At 33.4% G+C, this 15,928-nt stretch carries 23 protein-coding genes and 1 pseudogene; 20 read left to right on the forward strand and 4 right to left on the reverse strand.

Features of this window, described 5'->3' with window-relative positions; translation table 11 throughout:
- Positions 1-121 precede the first annotated feature (121 nt).
- Together HS129_09135 and HS129_09140 are read left to right on the forward strand one after the other, a co-directional pair.
- The gene (locus HS129_09135) at positions 122-331 is read left to right on the forward strand and encodes a hypothetical protein (protein MBE7412208.1); all 210 of its coding nucleotides are present in this window, start codon (positions 122-124) and stop codon (positions 329-331) included.
- A gap of 57 nt (positions 332-388) precedes the next feature.
- Complete coding sequence (locus HS129_09140) at positions 389-643, forward strand: hypothetical protein (protein ID MBE7412209.1); 255 nt, start codon at positions 389-391, stop codon at positions 641-643.
- Between the two features lie 24 nt (positions 644-667).
- Here the strand turns inward: HS129_09140 and HS129_09145 are convergent, their stop codons facing one another.
- Together HS129_09145 and HS129_09150 are read right to left on the reverse strand one after the other, a co-directional pair.
- Positions 668-1,540, reverse strand: a complete 873-nt coding sequence (locus tag HS129_09145; protein ID MBE7412210.1) for a hypothetical protein — start codon at positions 1,538-1,540, stop codon at positions 668-670.
- Between the two features lie 90 nt (positions 1,541-1,630).
- Positions 1,631-2,095: a hypothetical protein gene (locus HS129_09150; GenBank protein MBE7412211.1), complete on the reverse strand. Its 465-nt coding sequence runs from the start codon at positions 2,093-2,095 to the stop codon at positions 1,631-1,633.
- A 257-nt stretch (positions 2,096-2,352) separates the two neighbouring features.
- Here HS129_09150 and HS129_09155 point away from each other — a divergent pair, with 257 nt between their 5' ends.
- The 4 genes from HS129_09155 (at position 2,353) to HS129_09170 (ending at position 7,174) form a co-directional block, all read left to right on the forward strand.
- Complete coding sequence (locus HS129_09155; protein ID MBE7412212.1) at positions 2,353-4,263, forward strand: sensor histidine kinase; 1,911 nt, start codon at positions 2,353-2,355, stop codon at positions 4,261-4,263.
- Positions 4,264-4,316: 53 nt separating this feature from the next.
- On the forward strand, positions 4,317-5,468 hold the full coding sequence (locus HS129_09160) for a serine hydrolase (protein MBE7412213.1): 1,152 nt from the start codon (positions 4,317-4,319) through the stop codon (positions 5,466-5,468).
- 12 nt (positions 5,469-5,480) lie between these two features.
- Positions 5,481-5,795 carry a hypothetical protein gene (locus HS129_09165; GenBank protein MBE7412214.1) on the forward strand — a complete coding sequence of 105 codons (315 nt, stop codon included), beginning with the start codon at positions 5,481-5,483 and terminating at the stop codon, positions 5,793-5,795.
- 143 nt (positions 5,796-5,938) lie between these two features.
- Positions 5,939-7,174 carry a hypothetical protein gene (locus HS129_09170; GenBank protein MBE7412215.1) on the forward strand — a complete coding sequence of 412 codons (1,236 nt, stop codon included), beginning with the start codon at positions 5,939-5,941 and terminating at the stop codon, positions 7,172-7,174.
- A gap of 38 nt (positions 7,175-7,212) precedes the next feature.
- Here the strand turns inward: HS129_09170 and HS129_09175 are convergent, their stop codons facing one another.
- Positions 7,213-7,380, reverse strand: a complete 168-nt coding sequence (locus HS129_09175; protein ID MBE7412216.1) for a hypothetical protein — start codon at positions 7,378-7,380, stop codon at positions 7,213-7,215.
- Between the two features lie 516 nt (positions 7,381-7,896).
- Positions 7,897-9,056, reverse strand: a protein-coding gene (locus HS129_09180; protein ID MBE7412217.1) for an IS3 family transposase whose coding sequence is annotated in 2 segments (ribosomal slippage) — positions 7,897-8,780 and positions 8,780-9,056 — 1,161 coding nt in all. Because the reading frame shifts where the segments join, the coding sequence is not laid out codon by codon here.
- A gap of 262 nt (positions 9,057-9,318) precedes the next feature.
- On the opposite strand from HS129_09180, the gene HS129_09185 reads away from it, so the two are divergent.
- From HS129_09185 to HS129_09250, 14 genes and pseudogenes are all read left to right on the forward strand, one after another.
- Positions 9,319-9,573, forward strand: coding sequence for a hypothetical protein (locus tag HS129_09185; GenBank protein MBE7412218.1), 255 nt, complete (start codon positions 9,319-9,321; stop codon positions 9,571-9,573).
- Positions 9,570-9,737, forward strand: a complete 168-nt coding sequence (locus tag HS129_09190) for a hypothetical protein (protein ID MBE7412219.1) — start codon at positions 9,570-9,572, stop codon at positions 9,735-9,737. The genes HS129_09185 and HS129_09190 overlap by 4 nt, the downstream gene beginning before the upstream one ends.
- Positions 9,734-9,955: a hypothetical protein gene (locus HS129_09195; GenBank protein MBE7412220.1), complete on the forward strand. Its 222-nt coding sequence runs from the start codon at positions 9,734-9,736 to the stop codon at positions 9,953-9,955. Before HS129_09190 ends, HS129_09195 begins: the two co-directional genes overlap by 4 nt.
- A 4-nt stretch (positions 9,956-9,959) precedes the next feature.
- The gene (locus HS129_09200) at positions 9,960-10,361 is read left to right on the forward strand and encodes a hypothetical protein (GenBank protein MBE7412221.1); all 402 of its coding nucleotides are present in this window, start codon (positions 9,960-9,962) and stop codon (positions 10,359-10,361) included.
- Between the two features lie 186 nt (positions 10,362-10,547).
- Positions 10,548-11,648 carry a replication initiation factor domain-containing protein gene (locus HS129_09205; GenBank protein MBE7412222.1) on the forward strand — a complete coding sequence of 367 codons (1,101 nt, stop codon included), beginning with the start codon at positions 10,548-10,550 and terminating at the stop codon, positions 11,646-11,648.
- A gap of 169 nt (positions 11,649-11,817) precedes the next feature.
- Positions 11,818-12,105, forward strand: a complete 288-nt coding sequence (locus HS129_09210) for a hypothetical protein (protein ID MBE7412223.1) — start codon at positions 11,818-11,820, stop codon at positions 12,103-12,105.
- Complete coding sequence (locus tag HS129_09215; GenBank protein MBE7412224.1) at positions 12,092-12,238, forward strand: hypothetical protein; 147 nt, start codon at positions 12,092-12,094, stop codon at positions 12,236-12,238. The genes HS129_09210 and HS129_09215 overlap by 14 nt, the downstream gene beginning before the upstream one ends.
- Positions 12,178-12,675 (forward strand): annotated as a pseudogene (locus tag HS129_09220) (hypothetical protein). Before HS129_09215 ends, HS129_09220 begins: the two are co-directional and overlap by 61 nt.
- Positions 12,676-12,807: 132 nt before the next feature.
- Complete coding sequence (locus HS129_09225; protein MBE7412225.1) at positions 12,808-13,353, forward strand: hypothetical protein; 546 nt, start codon at positions 12,808-12,810, stop codon at positions 13,351-13,353.
- Between the two features lie 12 nt (positions 13,354-13,365).
- Entirely contained in the window at positions 13,366-13,947 is a 582-nt protein-coding gene (locus HS129_09230; GenBank protein MBE7412226.1) for a hypothetical protein, read from the forward strand.
- Entirely contained in the window at positions 13,944-14,207 is a 264-nt protein-coding gene (locus HS129_09235; protein ID MBE7412227.1) for a hypothetical protein, read from the forward strand. Before HS129_09230 ends, HS129_09235 begins: the two co-directional genes overlap by 4 nt.
- Positions 14,204-14,767, forward strand: a complete 564-nt coding sequence (locus tag HS129_09240; protein MBE7412228.1) for a hypothetical protein — start codon at positions 14,204-14,206, stop codon at positions 14,765-14,767. The genes HS129_09235 and HS129_09240 overlap by 4 nt, the downstream gene beginning before the upstream one ends.
- Before the next feature lie 34 nt (positions 14,768-14,801).
- On the forward strand, positions 14,802-15,518 hold the full coding sequence (locus tag HS129_09245; protein MBE7412229.1) for a hypothetical protein: 717 nt from the start codon (positions 14,802-14,804) through the stop codon (positions 15,516-15,518).
- Between the two features lie 7 nt (positions 15,519-15,525).
- Complete coding sequence (locus tag HS129_09250) at positions 15,526-15,927, forward strand: hypothetical protein (GenBank protein MBE7412230.1); 402 nt, start codon at positions 15,526-15,528, stop codon at positions 15,925-15,927.
- Position 15,928 lies beyond the last annotated feature (1 nt).

The raw sequence follows: 15,928 nt of genomic DNA on the forward strand, positions 1-15,928 counted from the left end.
TTATTGAAGACATAAAATAATTTCCTTTAGAGTAAAGATAGTAGATTTTTCAAAAAATTTTTGATTTCTGTGCTACTTTTGTCTGAGTCAGGGTGTAATATAATCATAAGGAGAAAATTCTATGAAACAAATTAACCATGACCGATTCCAAGAAGAGGCATTTTTCATTGAAAATGATTGCTTAGGGCTAAAAAAACACGTAAATTCCATATTGGTAGAATTAAACGAACAAAACAAGAACTCACCAATTTTTAAAAGAAAATTTTCTAAAAAAATCTCTTCTAAAAAATCTCAAGAAATTGTATTAAAGGAGATTCCATTTATTTTTTAGAAAGATTTCAAACTATTTCTTATAGACAGATTTGGGAATTAATGTTTTTCTGTAAGAATGGCAGTGAGAAAAGGTTTATTAGCTCCAAAATCGAAAAAGTTGAAAAATAAAAGAGATTTTTTGGACTCTTATGAATCTTATAGATATATGGACACGGCGACTTTTTTTGCTCCGGACCTATTCAATTACAGTGATGGTCGATGGGAATACTCAAAAGGTTGGTTAGAAAAAAATATTTACCTCCAAGAGTGGGATTTTCTTGAAGACTTCAGAAATAGGGTTTATTCTCACAACCCTATTTCTTCGATTTAGGTCATAAATTCTTTAATTCAAGAATCAATTCGTTAATTTTAGATTTCCAATATCTAAAAAGTTTCTATACACTAATTTATTAGTTTGTTTTGCCTGATCAAAAATCAAAATTACGACCTTGTTGAATGTAAAATAGTTGGGTCTGTATTGTGTGTAGTGGTGACTAAATATTGTAGTCTGGTACCTTGCGTTGTAAATTGTATAATTGTGTTTATCTGCCTGCGTATTGATCTGCCTTCTTTCTTCGTCTTCTCCGGGAGATTTTAAATTGTGAAGAATTATCTTATCGCTTGGAGGACCCATTTCTCCGTAAAGAGTAAATGCCATTGATTTCTGAGGATTTCTGGAAAGATACAATACATACTCCGATAAACTCGGCTCTCCGATTTTTACCTTTTCTCCTCGGAGTTGCCTTGCTTCAATCTCTGCTTTTCTTTCATTATAGCGTTTCTCTCCCCAGATTTCCTTTACATCAATATTCTCAGGAACTAAATTGGAAAAATTCACGATATGATTCACTTTCTTTGGATCAAAATTTCTCCACGCCGGATAAGGAACAAGATTTCTAGCATCTTTATCAATAGAGTCAGATTCGTTTACCGCTAAAACATAAATAGAAAGGTTTAATGGCTCATAGACATGATTTTCAATTTCAATTTGAGCATCCATAAATTCTCCCTTCCCATTTCCTGCGTGTCTGCGAACGAAAGAAATTTTACCCACCTTAAACCGAGAATCATATATCGCTAAAGGATAATAATCCTTCAAGTCCCCGTACTTGTCTGACGTAACTTCATCTTTCTTTTCAGCTGTGGCAGGTTGATTGGTCTGACCCATCACCTGGATTGCCACAAAAGATAAAATTAATAATATGGAAATTTGTAAGACTTTTCTCATGCCTACCACCGATTCTGGATTCTTATTATAAATATCGTATTTTTTACCTATTAAGATTAGAGAAGATTTATATTTCTTTATAAGTTTCTGTTAAAAACCTTCAAGAGTATAATCCCCGCTTCCGCTCCCATCCCCACTTCTAATCCGTACAGTGTTTCTGATTCCGGAAATTTCTACAATTTTCAACTCTTCATTGCCAGAGTTTCCGAATGAATTCACAGTATCAAGGACTTCACAGTTTGCAGGATTGATTCTTTCTAAACTTATGTCCCAACTTCGGGGGATTGCACGAATCGTAACCTCGGTCTCTTCGCCTAAATTTACCTGAATTATGTCGGATGCAGTATTTGCGAGTAGAGTTCCACTGAATTTAGAATTTTTCCCGACTGCCCCCTTGACAGTTCCACAATTCGGATTTGTATTCAGTGAATTCAGAGCTGTAGTTTGAGCTAATGCAGCCACTTCTTCGCTATTTGAGGCAGAATTCCCCTGAACTACCCCACATTGAATGGAAAAAAAGAAAGCTGTAGATAAAAATACAAGCTTGGAAATCAAAAAAAATTTACTATTTCGATTGGCTTTCCTGACTTTAAAAAAAATATTTCGTTGCATTTCTTTACTTATATTTATATTTAATGTATATTTTATTAGACCAGAAAATGAAACAAGTAAATTTCATTTTATTCAATAGTCTCAAAACTTAGAAGTAGGGAGCTAATAGGAACTAAAATAGATTTTTCGTCGATATTGAATGGTGATTTCTTATGATTTGAAAGAAATCTATTTTAAAGAAAACTTTATGCACACTCGCTATGTTTAAGATACATTATAACATTTTTTATTTAGTCATGCTGTTTCTTTCTTTAAAAAGTATTGAGTCTATAGAGCCACTTGTTTTGCAACCCGACTTTACAGGCAAATCCCTTGGTTATAGTTTAGAGTATTTTGAAGACAAAGAAAAAATATTCGATATTGAGCAGATTATCGAAGTAGATTCTATTTCTTCAAGAAAAATCAACTGGAAAAAATCTTCCCAAGAATCCCCCGGGTTCGGATATACTAATTCTGCTTATTGGATGAAATTCTCCATAGAAAATCAAACTCAAACAGAAAAAGAAATGTTTCTAGAAATTGCTTACCCTCTATTGGATAAAATTTATTTTTTTGAAATTAGAAAAAATAAAAAAATTACAAAAAAGTTTGTAGGAGATTCAATTCCATTTCATAAGAGAGAAGTCGCCTTCAGAAATTTTTTATTTTCTCTCAAAGCTCCAACAGGTATTTCAACCTATTATCTGAAAATCGAAACTGAAAGCTCTATGGTGATTCCTATATGGCTCTGGTCACCGAAGAGTCTTCAAGGAAAATTATCCGATGAAAGCCTTATTCTGGGGAGCTATTATGGAATTTTATTTGTAATGGCTCTATTCAATCTATTTTTATTTTTATCTATTAGAGACAAAGTATATTTCGTTTACGTTATGTTAATTGTTACTTTCGGGATTTTTCAATCTACACTATCGGGTCACAGCTTTCAATATATATATCCAAACAATACCTATCTCGCCAAAATATGCATCCCGATATTTATGATGGCTTCTATTTTTTGGATCATTCAATTTACAAGATACTATCTGAACACTCCTCAATTTCTTCCAAAAACTGACCTCGCAATGAAAATATTTTCAGGAATCATTTTCATCTTAGGAGTAGCTTCCTTTATCGAAAAATACTATATTATCGTTCCTATCCAAGTCGGGTTTTCCATAATTTGTGTAATCGGAATGAATATAGTTGCAATACAATGCCTGATTCAAAAAAATAGATCTGCAAAATTTTATATCCTCGCATGGGGTTTTATGTTGAGCGCTATCTTAGTTTATAGTTTAAAAACACTTACAGTTCTGCCCAATAATTTTTTTACAAGTTGGTCCCTTCTCATCGGCTCTACCGCAGAAATTACTCTTTTATCTTTTGGATTAGCGGACAGAATCAATCGAATGAATAAGGAGCTTCATAAAGTGAAAAACGATCTTGAAAAAATGTCTCAAGTCAAAGATGCGTTTTTATCAAATATTTCTCACGAGATACGCACCCCATTGACTACTATCTATGGATTTTCAGAACTGATAGATCTATTAAAACCAAAAAATCTTCAGTCTGTGAAAAACTACAACAAAGAAATATTGTATAGCACAGAAGAGCTGATTGACTATATAAACAATATCATGCTTATCACAAATATCGAAAGCATCCCGAATATTAAAAAAGAAAAAATTCAAGTTTCAAGTTTAATCAAAGATATACTAAGAGGACTAAAAAAAATATCCGAAAAAAATCAATTTGATATGAAATTAAATGTCCCGGTAAATATATCAATAAATTCAGACTCCGAATTATTAAAAAAGTCGTTAGAAGTTTTTATTAAAAATGCAATCATGTATAGCCCTACAAATAGAAATGGAATGGTCTCTGCTTCTAAAAACGGGGATATTCTAAAAATAGAAATACAAGATAACGGGATAGGAATTGAAAAAGAAGAAATTACCAAAATATTTGAAAAATTTTATCGAATAGACTCTTCCTTGCACTACGATGTCAGTGGAATGGGAATCGGGTTATTTTTAGCAAAAAGAATTATTCTACAATTAGGGGGTAGAATTGAAGTAGAAAGTGAAATTCTGAAAGGAAGTAAATTTAAAATTTTTATACCGACCCGCTAACTTATTTTGAAATTTGGCTTGCCTTCTTTTATAAGGGGTATAAAATCTTGTCCATGAAATTTAATTTTTTATCTAAAATTCTTATATTACAATGTATAGTTTCCATTGGAATTGTTGCAAAAGAGCCCGGAAATTCCCAAAAAATCCCCAAAAGAGACTATTGGCCAACTACAGATTGGCAGACTATTAGCCCTTCTAAGGTAGGTTTAGTCGAAAATTCCTTAAAAAAATTGGACGAATACGCTTTTACTATTACCGGAGACGATAAAAACAGAAAAGGAATTAGAACAGACGGTATAGTAATCATTAAAAATGGTAGATTAGCCTATGAAAAATACGCAAGAGGCTACACTAAAGACAAGCTACATTTAGCATGGTCTGTGACTAAAAGTTTTGTAAATGCTTTGTATGGTTTTGCTCGTAAAGACGGCCTTATAAAAATAGAAGACTATGCTTATAAATACTACCCAAGTTTAGACAAAGACAAGTACAAGGAAATTAAAATCGATGATATTTTAAGAATGAGCTCAGGCTTAGACTGGAGTGAAGGCTACGAAGCCTCTCCACTCAAATCAAGCGTAATTGCTATGCTTTACACTTCTGGACACGAAGACATGGCGGCATTTACTGCATCTAGAGAAATGGTACATAAACCAGGCACCCATCTCTACTACTCCAGTGGAGATTCAAATTTATTAATGGGCATCTTGAAAAATATTTTAAAAAATGAATACTCTAACTATCCTTGGAAAAGATTATTCGATAAGATTGGAATGAAAAATGTAGTTTGGGAAAAAGATAAGTCCGGCACTTTTGTTGGCTCTTCTTATATCTATGCTACTCCAAGAGATCTGGCTAAATTTGGGTATTTGTATTTGAATAATGGTGTATGGGGGAAAGAAAAATTATTCGATGATGACTGGGTAAAATATACTTCTACAGTTGCACCTGCCTATTACACTACGCCTAACTATAAAGATCAACTTACAGCCCAGTGGTATGCAAATATTTCTGATACCAAAAATAAAATCCAAAAAGTATTACCCGACGCGCCAGAAGACACAATCATGGCATCGGGGCACTGGGGACAAAAAATATTTGTAATTCCTTCTTGGGACATGGTAGTAGTGAGGGTTGCAGACGACAGAGACGGTAGTTTTGATGAAAACCATTTTATGAAATTAATTAAAGAAAGCATACGTTAGGCGGAAATATCTATGAGCAAAAGACTTAAAATCACTCTTATTACTGTTGATATTTTTATTACAATCGGTGTTGTTTGGGGAATATTCAATTGGACTCATATCAAAAACTTTCCAAAAATTTTGCCTTCTTTCCATTCCAAAGAATATTGCTCTTGCTATTTTGTAGTCAAACAATCAAAAGAATATTGCGAAAATTATGCAAGACAGTGGATCCCGATAAGTAGCTATTCGATAGACGAAAATACAAAAACTATCACTACGAAAGGGATGGGACAAGAAATATCCTCAAGATACATTAGCGAAAGAACCGGGTGTGGAATTCTATAGATTTCCAACTCAATATTTCTATGAGGATAGTTTTTTGTTGAACTGCAAAAATCTCAAATGAGATTTTAGCCTTTGATCAGTGGGTATGCTTTATAATTTGTGTCTATTAATTTGAAGATAGACTTTGGGTAGGTGTGCTATTTATGAATAAAATTTACTTTTGGCGTAATGTATTTCTTATCTATTCAACACTACTATTAATCTTATTTCTTCCATCGTGTAAAAATAAAAAACAAACTAAGTTTGTACTAGAGACAGTAACTGCTTTAGACCATAGGATCCCTGCACCTTCTAAAGAAGATATGAAAAAAATTATTGAAGAAGGAAAAAAAACTATCTCGATGAAATTTGGAGAAGAAATCGAATTAGAGTTTCACGATAACGGTTATATTTCATTAGAAGATTTATTTTCTTCCATTCAATACCAGAAACAAAATCATTATACCACAAAATATAAATACGATTTTCAACAAATGGAGAAAGCAAACATTTTTTCTAATCCTGAATATAAAAAAGAAGTATTGGATTTTTTAAAATCTTGGAGCATTGAATCATTACAAAAATTTTTTCCAAATAAGAAAATCTCAAATTATAAAGAAGTAGAAATTGAATTATTAAAAACCTATCACCAAAAAATGTATTGGCTCACCTCTCTCAAAACAAATAAAAATGAGCCACTGCTAAATATTCCTCTTAAAAATCATCAATCTTACATAGAATGGAAGGCTTTTATGTACGATCAAAGTAAATACGATGTTATTTTTACTAATACGATTATAGTTCTAGATACAATTAATACCCCCTACCCTCACTCTGTAGTTAAACACGCAAAAGTAGGAGGCTCTTCTTTTGAAAGTCCGAAAAGAAATCCGATGCTTGGCAACTCTCTTCTAATTAATTTTTTAGAAGAATACGGCAATATTGATGGGATTAAAAATCCATTTCAGTTAAATTCTGAAAAGAAAAACAAAATCATCGGAGGGCTTTTTTTTGCTCATGAGTTTGGCCACGCGTTTTTTCAAATCCCCGATGTTTACGATCACCCAGAATCTTGTTTAATGAACGCAAGCATGGACAGTGGAAATATGGAAAAAAGTTATGAACTCCTGCTCTCCGATCCTCATCCTTGCCCTAAATGCAAGCCTTGGATTCAATCCAAGAAAAATTTTATCGAAGCCGAAATTCTATTCTCTAAAAGTCAATTTCAAGATGCAGGAGAAAAATTTTTAATCTGCGCTTCTAATCTTCCCACTCAAATTGATAGCGACAGAAACAGATATTTACTACAAATTTATAGTCAAGCAAAACTTGCATTTAGCAAAGTAAACAATTTAAACAAAATTCAAGTAATTGAAAGTTTAGAGTCTTCTCTAAGGTAATTTTTTTCTAGGGACTTTTCAGTTTGAGGCTGTGTAAGCTAAGTTTTTCTTTTTTCGTCAGGCTTGTGTCGTATCAGTCTGTTGTATCGGGTAATTTTTCTCTTGGACAGGTAAGCTCCCCCCGCAATCGTGGTTACCGGGGTGGGAACTCCATTCTCGAAGAATCGGCTTGGGAGAATTATGTCCCATTCGGCAAGGTCAAGCACTAACAGAAGAGTAAAAAGAGCTGTCTTTGTGGTGCCAAGCCAATCTGCAAGAATGCCAAGCTCAATCCAGTCCTCGTTATATGAAGTTTTTATGTCGCTTTTAGTTTTTGATGTTTAAATTCCGACATTCAAATATGAATTTTTTAGAGCTTACAGGAAAAAAAACAATACGATCTATTTATTAGAAAATACAATAAAAGTGAATTTTCTAAAGAAGAATTAACCCCAAAAAAAATTTTAAATAATATAGATTTAACAAAATTTCAAAAGGTAGCTGTATGAAAAATATTTGTGAGAAATGTAAAATTCAAAAGAAAAAACTGTATCAATATAACTTGTGTTCAAGTTGTTTAAGTGAAATTTTTAAACGATTAAGATTTTTATAAGACGAAGGTAGAAACTAACGCATGAAAAAATATTTTGAAGTTTGGACAGCTACAGATCATTATTCCTTTGGAATTAGTTTAAGTACTAACTTTTATAGTCTGAGGTGTACCCGTTTTAGTGGAGAGATTTTTAAGCCACAAATTTTTCTTCAAACTTTGAAGGGCTTTGATAGCCAATGAAAGAATGAAGTCTTTTCCTATTGTAAAATACTTCAATATATTTGAAAACATCTTTTCTCAATTCTTCATAATTTTCAAATTTATTTCTATAAATCAATTCTGTTTTGATTGTCTTGAAAAAAGATTCTGCAACTGCATTATCCCAACAATCTCCTTTGCGGCTCATACTGGATTCAAAACCATTCCAGAATAAAATTTTCCGGAACAGATTGCTTTGATATTGAGAACCTCTGTCCGAATGAAATATTAATCCCGAAGCAGGCTTCCTTTTTCTGATGGCACTTCTGAGAGCATCAATCACAAGTTCTTTTTTCATATGGTTTTTCAACGACCAGCCAACTACTTTTCTGGAATATAAATCGACGATTACACACAAATAATAAAATCCATTTTTTATTTTGATATATGTAATATCAGAAACCCAAACTTTATTTGGTGCATATGCAAAAAAATTTCGATCCAGGAGATTTGGAGAGACTGGGAGATTTTGATTCGTTACAGTTGTTGTGACTTGAAATCTTGCAGGTTGAATACCCTGTATTTTCAGCTCTTTCATGAGTCTTTTTACTCTTCTTTTCCCTATAAAATTTTCCTGTTGATGTAGCTCTTTTACAATTCTCCTCGCTCCATAAACTTTTTCGTTCTCTTCGTAAATATTCAATATCTTTCGTTTCAGAATTCCATCTTGAAATTTTCTTTCAGAAGAATTGGCTCTCCGCTTCTTGTAATAGTTACTGGGTGATATTCCTAAAACCCTGCACATTCTCTCTACCGTATATTCCTTACGGTTTTCATTTATCACAGATACTATTATTTCTGTAGTTTTGAGAGAACGGCCATAGCCTTTTTTAAGATATCACGTTCCATCTTTGCTTCGGACAATTCATACTGAAGCTGTTGGATTTCAATATCTTTGGGATCGATTTTCTTTTCCATTATATCACCTTTCTTGAATTGTAAATTCTTTCTCCAATGATACAAAAGATCTTTTCGTATTCCTAAATTGGAAGCAATTTCTTTTGCTGATTTGCCGGATGAAATAAAATGATTTACTGCATCCTTTTTGAATTCCTCTGTATATGTTTCCCTTGTTTTTGGTCCCTTGGTCATTTTTATCCTCTTTTAAAGGCTAAAATTTCTACACTTTTTCGGGTACAGTTCAATTTCAGTTCCTTCCTCTTCGGATTCAACGTCCCTACTACTGCAATTAAGAAGTCAGGACCTGCAAGCTTTTGAGCGTGAAAGAGAGTCCTATCGTGAACAATTAAAATTAAAAGACGAAAACCATCGAATTGAAATTGAATCCATCCGGAGAGAACACAAGGCAGAGCTTGAACGTGAAAAGCAGAAATATGAATTTCAGTTAGATTTATTGAAATCGAATCAATTATCTTTAGAAGAAGACAGAAAAAGAGTCACCGAAGCGATAGAAAAAAGAATTCGAGCAGAGGCAAGAAAGCCGGTGGATAATAATTTTGATTTATCGACTCTTTTAAATCATCCGATAGCCGTTCCTCTTCTTGGGAAACTATTTGGAGTAGATCAATCAGTTTTATCTGGAATGAATTCAAATGAGCTAATGAATGCACTGAAAGATTTTTTGCCTTCGAACGGAGCTAACGCATGACAGAGCAAGATTTGAAAGAGCAAAGAAACCAGATCATTGTTTTACAAAAAAAAATGAATATTCTGGTTTCTATTTTGAAAATTTTATTTCCGATGTTGAAAAAATTTTTATCGAAAGAAAATTCTCAAATGATTGAAACAGCTTTGGGAGAAATCGGGAAATGATTTTAGAACATTTTTCGATGGAGTTAAAAAGAGTTTTTTGCGGGACAGAGGTTAACGCATACACTTGGAACGATCTGGAGGAAAGGTATTTTTTACAAGAATTTAACAGAAAATATCTTTCCGGCAGTTCGTCGTCTCAGAGATCATTCTCTGGGATCGCTACAGCCGTAAATCCCTCGACGGTAGTCGAGAGGAAAAAATTTACATTAAGGAGATGAGCCGATGAATGTAGGCTTTTTAGAGTCACGAATACAAAAAAATGATAAGGGCGAAGAAAAAGGTTTTTTGAATCTTGTTATCAATCTTCCTTTCTATGCAAGATCAGAATTTTTCTGTGTCGAAAACAGAGAAAAGAAGACTGATAGATCACCAGACTATTTAGTTTTTTTCCAGAAAAATCTTGTAGGGTCAATCTGGAATAAAACCTATACCGACAAAAAAACGAATACGGAAAAAATGTTTCGTTCTGGGACAATTTTCTTTCTTGGTGCAAATGAAAACAAGCTAAATTTTGCGGTTTTCCAGAACGAAAAGACTGGTGACGAGGTTGTCACGGTTCGGGATCGGGAACGTGACGAGGAAGTTCAGACGGTAGAGGAAAATTTGCCGGATGAAGTATATTGAGCATTTATTTTAAAGCGGGGACGCGAGGCGAATAAGTGGCGATGAACGGAGAGAAATGTCGGGTTATTTCGGGTAAAACCGGATAGCCCGACATTTTTTTTAGATTTTAAAAACTTTCAGGGGGGGGGGTAGTAACACCCCCTTGCTAATGACAAAACTTTATGAATAAAAGGAAAAATACCGAAAATGAGGCTTCCAGATCAGGATTTACGCATTCCGTTTGTAGATTGGTTGAGTTTTTCGGTGAAATATGAGTCTATAACCTTTGGATGGATTGAAGAAATTTTTGGTTTGAGAACGGATTTAGAAAAAGGCTTTAATGGTTATTCTCATTCATTTTTGACTGATTCAGGTGCAATTTGTGGTTTTTCACCAGAAAAGCAAGCTATGAAAATTCATATTAGTTTGTCTTCTAAGGCTTTATTCAATTTAAACGGAAAAATTGAAATCCATGATTTAATTCGACAGATTATTAAAAGAGGTGGAACATTTTCCAGAATTGACCTTTCACAAGACGACTATGACGGTTATTTGAATTTACCGGAAATTTTAGAAAAATTAAAAAATCAAGAAGTATCTACGAGGTTTAGGGGATTTTTGAAAGTAGAACTTTTTAATCCTCAGTTTATGGAGTTTGAGCTTGGCTCTCTTTTTCGGGATCCAAAAAAGCAGAAAAACGGTCAGACCTTATATATTGGTGATTGGCATTCAGATATTTTTTGTAGAATTTACGACAAAAAAAAACAAACAAAGTCAGAGCTTCCTTATTGGAATCGAGTAGAATTTCAGTTACGGCATAAAGTGGCGAATGAGTTTTGTAATCCTACGATGAAGGTTGATTTTAAAACCGGAGAAATTAAATCATTTGACGGGTCTTTTGGGGATCGGAGTTTTCCAAAAACAGTATATTACTATTTAAAATTTTTAAATCCTTCGTTTAAAATGCAAACGATAGATGACTATGGAATATATTATTTACAGGAAAAACACAAAAGACATTGGGACGTTTGCAATTGGTGGGTGAATTTTTTAAGAGTTGGAGAAGGTGAGAAAATAGGACTTCCGAAAAATGAAACAGGACTCGAAGAAATTAAAGCATGGCAGATAAATCAGTGTTCCGGTGCGGATTATTTGCTTTTAGAAACCTATGGAGAAAAATATTCTCACGAAAAACTTTTGAAAGGTCGTGAGAAGTTCGAGAAAAATAAAAAATATCAAATTCTTTTGAAAGAATTTCAAGAAAAAAATCAATTTATTCACGAAGAAAATATTTCTGATGTGGCGTAATTTTTCAAAAAGTGTTGCTTATGTGGGTAAAAAGCGGGAAAAAACCGTCCAAAAAGCGGGTAAAAAGATTTTTTTTAAGCATTGTAAAAATAAGTTTTGCAATATTTTTACAATACTTTTAGAATAAAATTTATCGGGAGTAAAAGAAAATGGGAAAAGATGAATTGGAATGAGTAAAGATTTTACAATTTATTATGATCCAAGAATCGAAGAGACTCATATTTCTGAGCATAATGTTTCAATTGAGGAAATAACTGATTTTTTTGAGAATAAAAAGTTTGTATTTTGGAAAAGAAGGGATAAATCCTATGTGGCCTTTGGAAAAACAAGCATTGAAAGATATTTAAAAATAGTTTACAGAAAGATGTCTGTTTATGAATATTTTATAATTACGGCATACGATATTATTGACCAAGAAGAAATAGAAATAATCGAGGAACTTTATGAAAGTAATTAAAGATAAAAGTTTTAATGTTCAATATGTAATTCCGAACAAAAAGGAACAGAAAGAAATTGATAGAATTATTGAAGAAACATCGAAAGAAAAATTAACTCGTGAAACATTAAAAAAATACAAAAAGCCAAAATGAAAATTTCCACTGTTCCTTTAAAAGACTATAACCAAACCGTTGAAACTGTTTTACGACTTGCAAGAGATTACACAATAGATTTGATTCCGTTTTACGGGATGACGATTTTCGCTTTTTATGATTATGTCAGACGACTTTCCTATATTCCTGATCCGGTAGGAAAAGAAACTGTAAGCCGTCCTAAATATACTTTGCAAAAAAATTGGACTGGCGCGAGAGATTGCGACGACAAGACTGTGCCTATTTTGTCTAAAGCTATTATTTTGGGAATACCGGCGCGTGCGGTAGTCTGTGGAGAAACTGAAAGACCTCACCATATTTATCCAGAAATAAAAATAAAAGGAAACTGGATGGTTGCAGATGCGACTTATCCAGAAAGATGTTTGTTTGATAAAAAGCTATACAACGAAAAATTTAGAAAAGAATTTTATGTTTAACTGATTTCAAAAATCAAATTTCAAAAAAAATAAAAAAATGTCCCTTATGTGATACTTTCCTGTCCCTTATACGGAAAGGCTGATTTTTTTTTGCTTGTACGATTTCTTTTTAAACTGTCATATCTTGCATATATGCTAGAACTCATCACATTAGAAGGCGACAAAGTTTTTCCGGCTGGAACTGATATTGTTTCGGTTACGGGGAAATTTTATCCCAAAGAATCTATTGACGGTCAACTTTTCGGGACGTTAGTCGTCGATTCCTCTATTGTAAAATATCCATACATAAACCAATTGAATGGCTCAGATACGGAAGACATTTCGCTTAACGGCGATTTTGTCGTAGATGGTTTTTCCTTGCCGATTGATAAAGAAATTTATCCGGATGTAACGCTTTCAGGTGATGAATTTTTAAATGGATTTAGCTTTGGTCGTGGCTTTGGTCGCGGTCTTGGTCGTTCATTTGGCGGATTATCTAAAGGGCTTTCAAGGATGGGACGTGGGCTATCTCGAAGCGGAAGAAGTTTGTCAAGAGGTTTAGCAAAAAGCACTCAGTCTGTTTCTAAAGGATTGTCTCGGACAGGGCAGAGTTTGTCACGTGGAGTTAGTGCTTACGGTAAAAGTCTTGGAAAATTTTATTCTGGAATCGGTCGCGGTCTTGGTCGTGCAGGGACATAGCTTGCAAAAGGTTTGGGTCAAGTTGGTAGTCAATTAACTCAAGGTATTGGTTCTATTGTTACTCAAGGGCAAGGACAGCCTCAAGAAGAAGAAGAACAACCAGAAGAGCAATTAAATGAAGATATACAATCTCAGGAAGAAGAATCAGATGAGCAAATATCTGAAGGTGAGGCCATGAACGATAATTTTCAAAATGAAGAAATTCCGGAGAATCCTCCTGAAATTAATGGTTGGGGTGATATAGCACAGGGACTTTCTAATGTTGCTGGAAAAGTAAATTCTCCTTATGGACAGGTTGCGAGTCTTGGTTTGAATATTTTAAGTCAATTCGATAATAATAAAAAACCAAGTCAAAACGCATTTGATATTTTACAAAAATTGAGAACTGTTCCGAAAAAATCAAAACCTGTAATTGTGAAAAAACCGAACGGACAAACTTCAATTAAAATGAAAACGGGAACACCAAATTTTAGATCGGATAATTCCACAGAAGGAAAGCCGTCTATTTTCGAAAATAAAGCGGTTTTGATTGGCGGAGCAGTTGTTTTAGCAGGTGGCGCATATTTACTTATGAACAAGGGAAAGAAAAAATGAAAAAACCAAAATTGTCAAAATATCCAAAAATGCCAAAAACAACGGCAAGCCCAGAAGTTTGGGAAAGATACAAGGCGAGAGTACTTTCAATTAAGGCAAGAAATGACGCAAAGATGAAGCCTTATGAAGAAGCTACAGCTTATATCGAAAGAACAAAAACTTTTGTAGAAGGAATCAAAAATCCTTTCTTAAAAAAAAGAACGGTTAAGAAAAATAATTCAGTTAAAAAAATAAATAAAAAAAGAAGAGGGAGAAAATGAAATTTGGAAATTATACTTTAAAGCAATTAATTAGTGTTTTTGTTTCTGGGATTGTTGGTTTAGCTAGTTCAAAAGTTATTACAGATAAAACTGGAAATGTTATTAAGGACAATAAAATTAGAAAATTGCTTATTCCTGCTGGAATTGTAGCAATAGCAATTTATTTACTAAAAAATAAAAAATTTGTTCAGGAGTCAATTGGTCTTGCTACCGGTGCTGTTATTGTGCTCGCTGGTGCTGTCTTAGATTATGTAGATAAAGACAACGTTAAAACTCAATTTCTTGGATTGTCTGGAGATAATAATATTGATGAAATTGAAATTCCTTTAAATAACTTACAAGAAGTTCTTGATTTTGCTACTGCTAGTCAGCAATTACAGGGTGAGCTATTTGGAAATGGATATACTGAAATAAAGGATTCAATTCTCGAGGAGCCATTATTAATTACTGATAATTCAGTTATTGAGGATGGAATAGTTATTCCTGAGGATGATATTGATTCTTTGTATGGGGATTTATATAGCGAAGAAGACGATAGTATTTTTATAGAAGCGGTTTAAATTTTATTCAAAATAAATAATTAAGGAAAAGAAAATGGCAGAAGTTACACAAACAACACAAAGACAAACTAATCCAATGAGATTAAATAGGAAAACAGAATCGAGAGAACTAAATAAAACTGGTTCAGTTATTCAGCAGGTGCAAAAACAAGGCGGGATCGTAACAGAATTGACTTCTGTTTGGAAATTGGGAACGTCCGAAAAATCGTTTAACTATTTTTCGGGTGCAGAGGCGTCTAAGTCAGTTACCCATTTAGCTCATTATAATTTTAATGGAAAGACACCGATAAACGCAAGCAAGGGAAGTATTTTAGCTTTTGGGTTCCAGTTGTATGGTGCAGACTATGCTCAATTCGATTTTTCGGGTGGATCTACTGCTTACGGAAATTTAAACGAGGCTAGTAAATTTCTGAATCAATTAAGATACGAAATTAAGAAAAATAAAATCGTTCTCCGTGAAGGATTGGTATCCTCTTTACATGAGCCACTTCCTCAAATTTTAAAGCCGAAGATTGTTGGAACAGAGCCGTCTAATAGTAGTACTCCAGTAAATGCGATCAGGGTAGAGAGTAATAATTTAGAAAACAAAAATTCTAAACATTCTCTTTTTGTACCGATTACTATAAATGGATCAGGCGACACAATAGAATTTAATGTATTTTTACCTCCTGCTGGATATTCAATAAATTCAGATTTGAATGACTCTTTACTTGTGCTCAATGCGTTATGCGTTGAGTATCCCAATAGGTAGTTTAAAAATGTTTGATAATACCGGGAAAAGTTATGTTTTGTGCGGGGTATCTAAATCAATTGCGGCAAATTCTGGATCATTGACTAATTGTATAACACTCCCGAATAAAACGGGAAGTGATGTTGTAATTCGAGGATTTATTATTAAATACAAATCTGGTTTAGACGATTGCTTGATTGATTTTTCTACTCCGTCGAGCAAGAATGATCCATTATTTTTTGGTCAGATTGAACTTGGTGGAATTGGTGTCGTTCGTGGCACAGGCAATTTTGAATTTCTTTTTATACCGGGCACTACAAGCGAGATCAAGCGAGGTGAGAATTTAGATATATTAATTCAGACTTTTAATGAGCCAATTGCTCAAAGAGATATATCTATAATTTGTTTGGTGATAGAAAAAAAGGTGTAAA

Source organism: Leptospiraceae bacterium (assembly GCA_015075105.1).
Classification (GTDB): domain Bacteria; phylum Spirochaetota; class Leptospiria; order Leptospirales; family Leptospiraceae; genus JABWCC01.

What these genes read in the sequence shown, in the direction of transcription:
- HS129_09210 (MBE7412223.1), top strand. Translation starts at nt 11,818, where the DNA reads ATGAGTAAAGATTTTACAATTTATTATGATCCAAGAATCGAAGAGACT.
- HS129_09160 (MBE7412213.1), top strand. Translation starts at nt 4,317, where the DNA reads ATGAAATTTAATTTTTTATCTAAAATTCTTATATTACAATGTATAGTT.
- HS129_09165 (MBE7412214.1), top strand. Translation starts at nt 5,481, where the DNA reads ATGAGCAAAAGACTTAAAATCACTCTTATTACTGTTGATATTTTTATT.
- HS129_09135 (MBE7412208.1), top strand. Translation starts at nt 122, where the DNA reads ATGAAACAAATTAACCATGACCGATTCCAAGAAGAGGCATTTTTCATT.
- HS129_09215 (MBE7412224.1), top strand. Translation starts at nt 12,092, where the DNA reads ATGAAAGTAATTAAAGATAAAAGTTTTAATGTTCAATATGTAATTCCG.
- HS129_09145 (MBE7412210.1), bottom strand. Translation starts at nt 1,540, where the DNA reads ATGAGAAAAGTCTTACAAATTTCCATATTATTAATTTTATCTTTTGTG.
- HS129_09190 (MBE7412219.1), top strand. Translation starts at nt 9,570, where the DNA reads ATGACAGAGCAAGATTTGAAAGAGCAAAGAAACCAGATCATTGTTTTA.
- HS129_09240 (MBE7412228.1), top strand. Translation starts at nt 14,204, where the DNA reads ATGAAATTTGGAAATTATACTTTAAAGCAATTAATTAGTGTTTTTGTT.
- HS129_09170 (MBE7412215.1), top strand. Translation starts at nt 5,939, where the DNA reads ATGAATAAAATTTACTTTTGGCGTAATGTATTTCTTATCTATTCAACA.
- HS129_09140 (MBE7412209.1), top strand. Translation starts at nt 389, where the DNA reads ATGGCAGTGAGAAAAGGTTTATTAGCTCCAAAATCGAAAAAGTTGAAA.
- HS129_09195 (MBE7412220.1), top strand. Translation starts at nt 9,734, where the DNA reads ATGATTTTAGAACATTTTTCGATGGAGTTAAAAAGAGTTTTTTGCGGG.
- HS129_09245 (MBE7412229.1), top strand. Translation starts at nt 14,802, where the DNA reads ATGGCAGAAGTTACACAAACAACACAAAGACAAACTAATCCAATGAGA.
- HS129_09200 (MBE7412221.1), top strand. Translation starts at nt 9,960, where the DNA reads ATGAATGTAGGCTTTTTAGAGTCACGAATACAAAAAAATGATAAGGGC.
- HS129_09235 (MBE7412227.1), top strand. Translation starts at nt 13,944, where the DNA reads ATGAAAAAACCAAAATTGTCAAAATATCCAAAAATGCCAAAAACAACG.
- HS129_09205 (MBE7412222.1), top strand. Translation starts at nt 10,548, where the DNA reads ATGAGGCTTCCAGATCAGGATTTACGCATTCCGTTTGTAGATTGGTTG.
- HS129_09250 (MBE7412230.1), top strand. Translation starts at nt 15,526, where the DNA reads ATGTTTGATAATACCGGGAAAAGTTATGTTTTGTGCGGGGTATCTAAA.
- HS129_09155 (MBE7412212.1), top strand. Translation starts at nt 2,353, where the DNA reads ATGTTTAAGATACATTATAACATTTTTTATTTAGTCATGCTGTTTCTT.
- HS129_09225 (MBE7412225.1), top strand. Translation starts at nt 12,808, where the DNA reads ATGCTAGAACTCATCACATTAGAAGGCGACAAAGTTTTTCCGGCTGGA.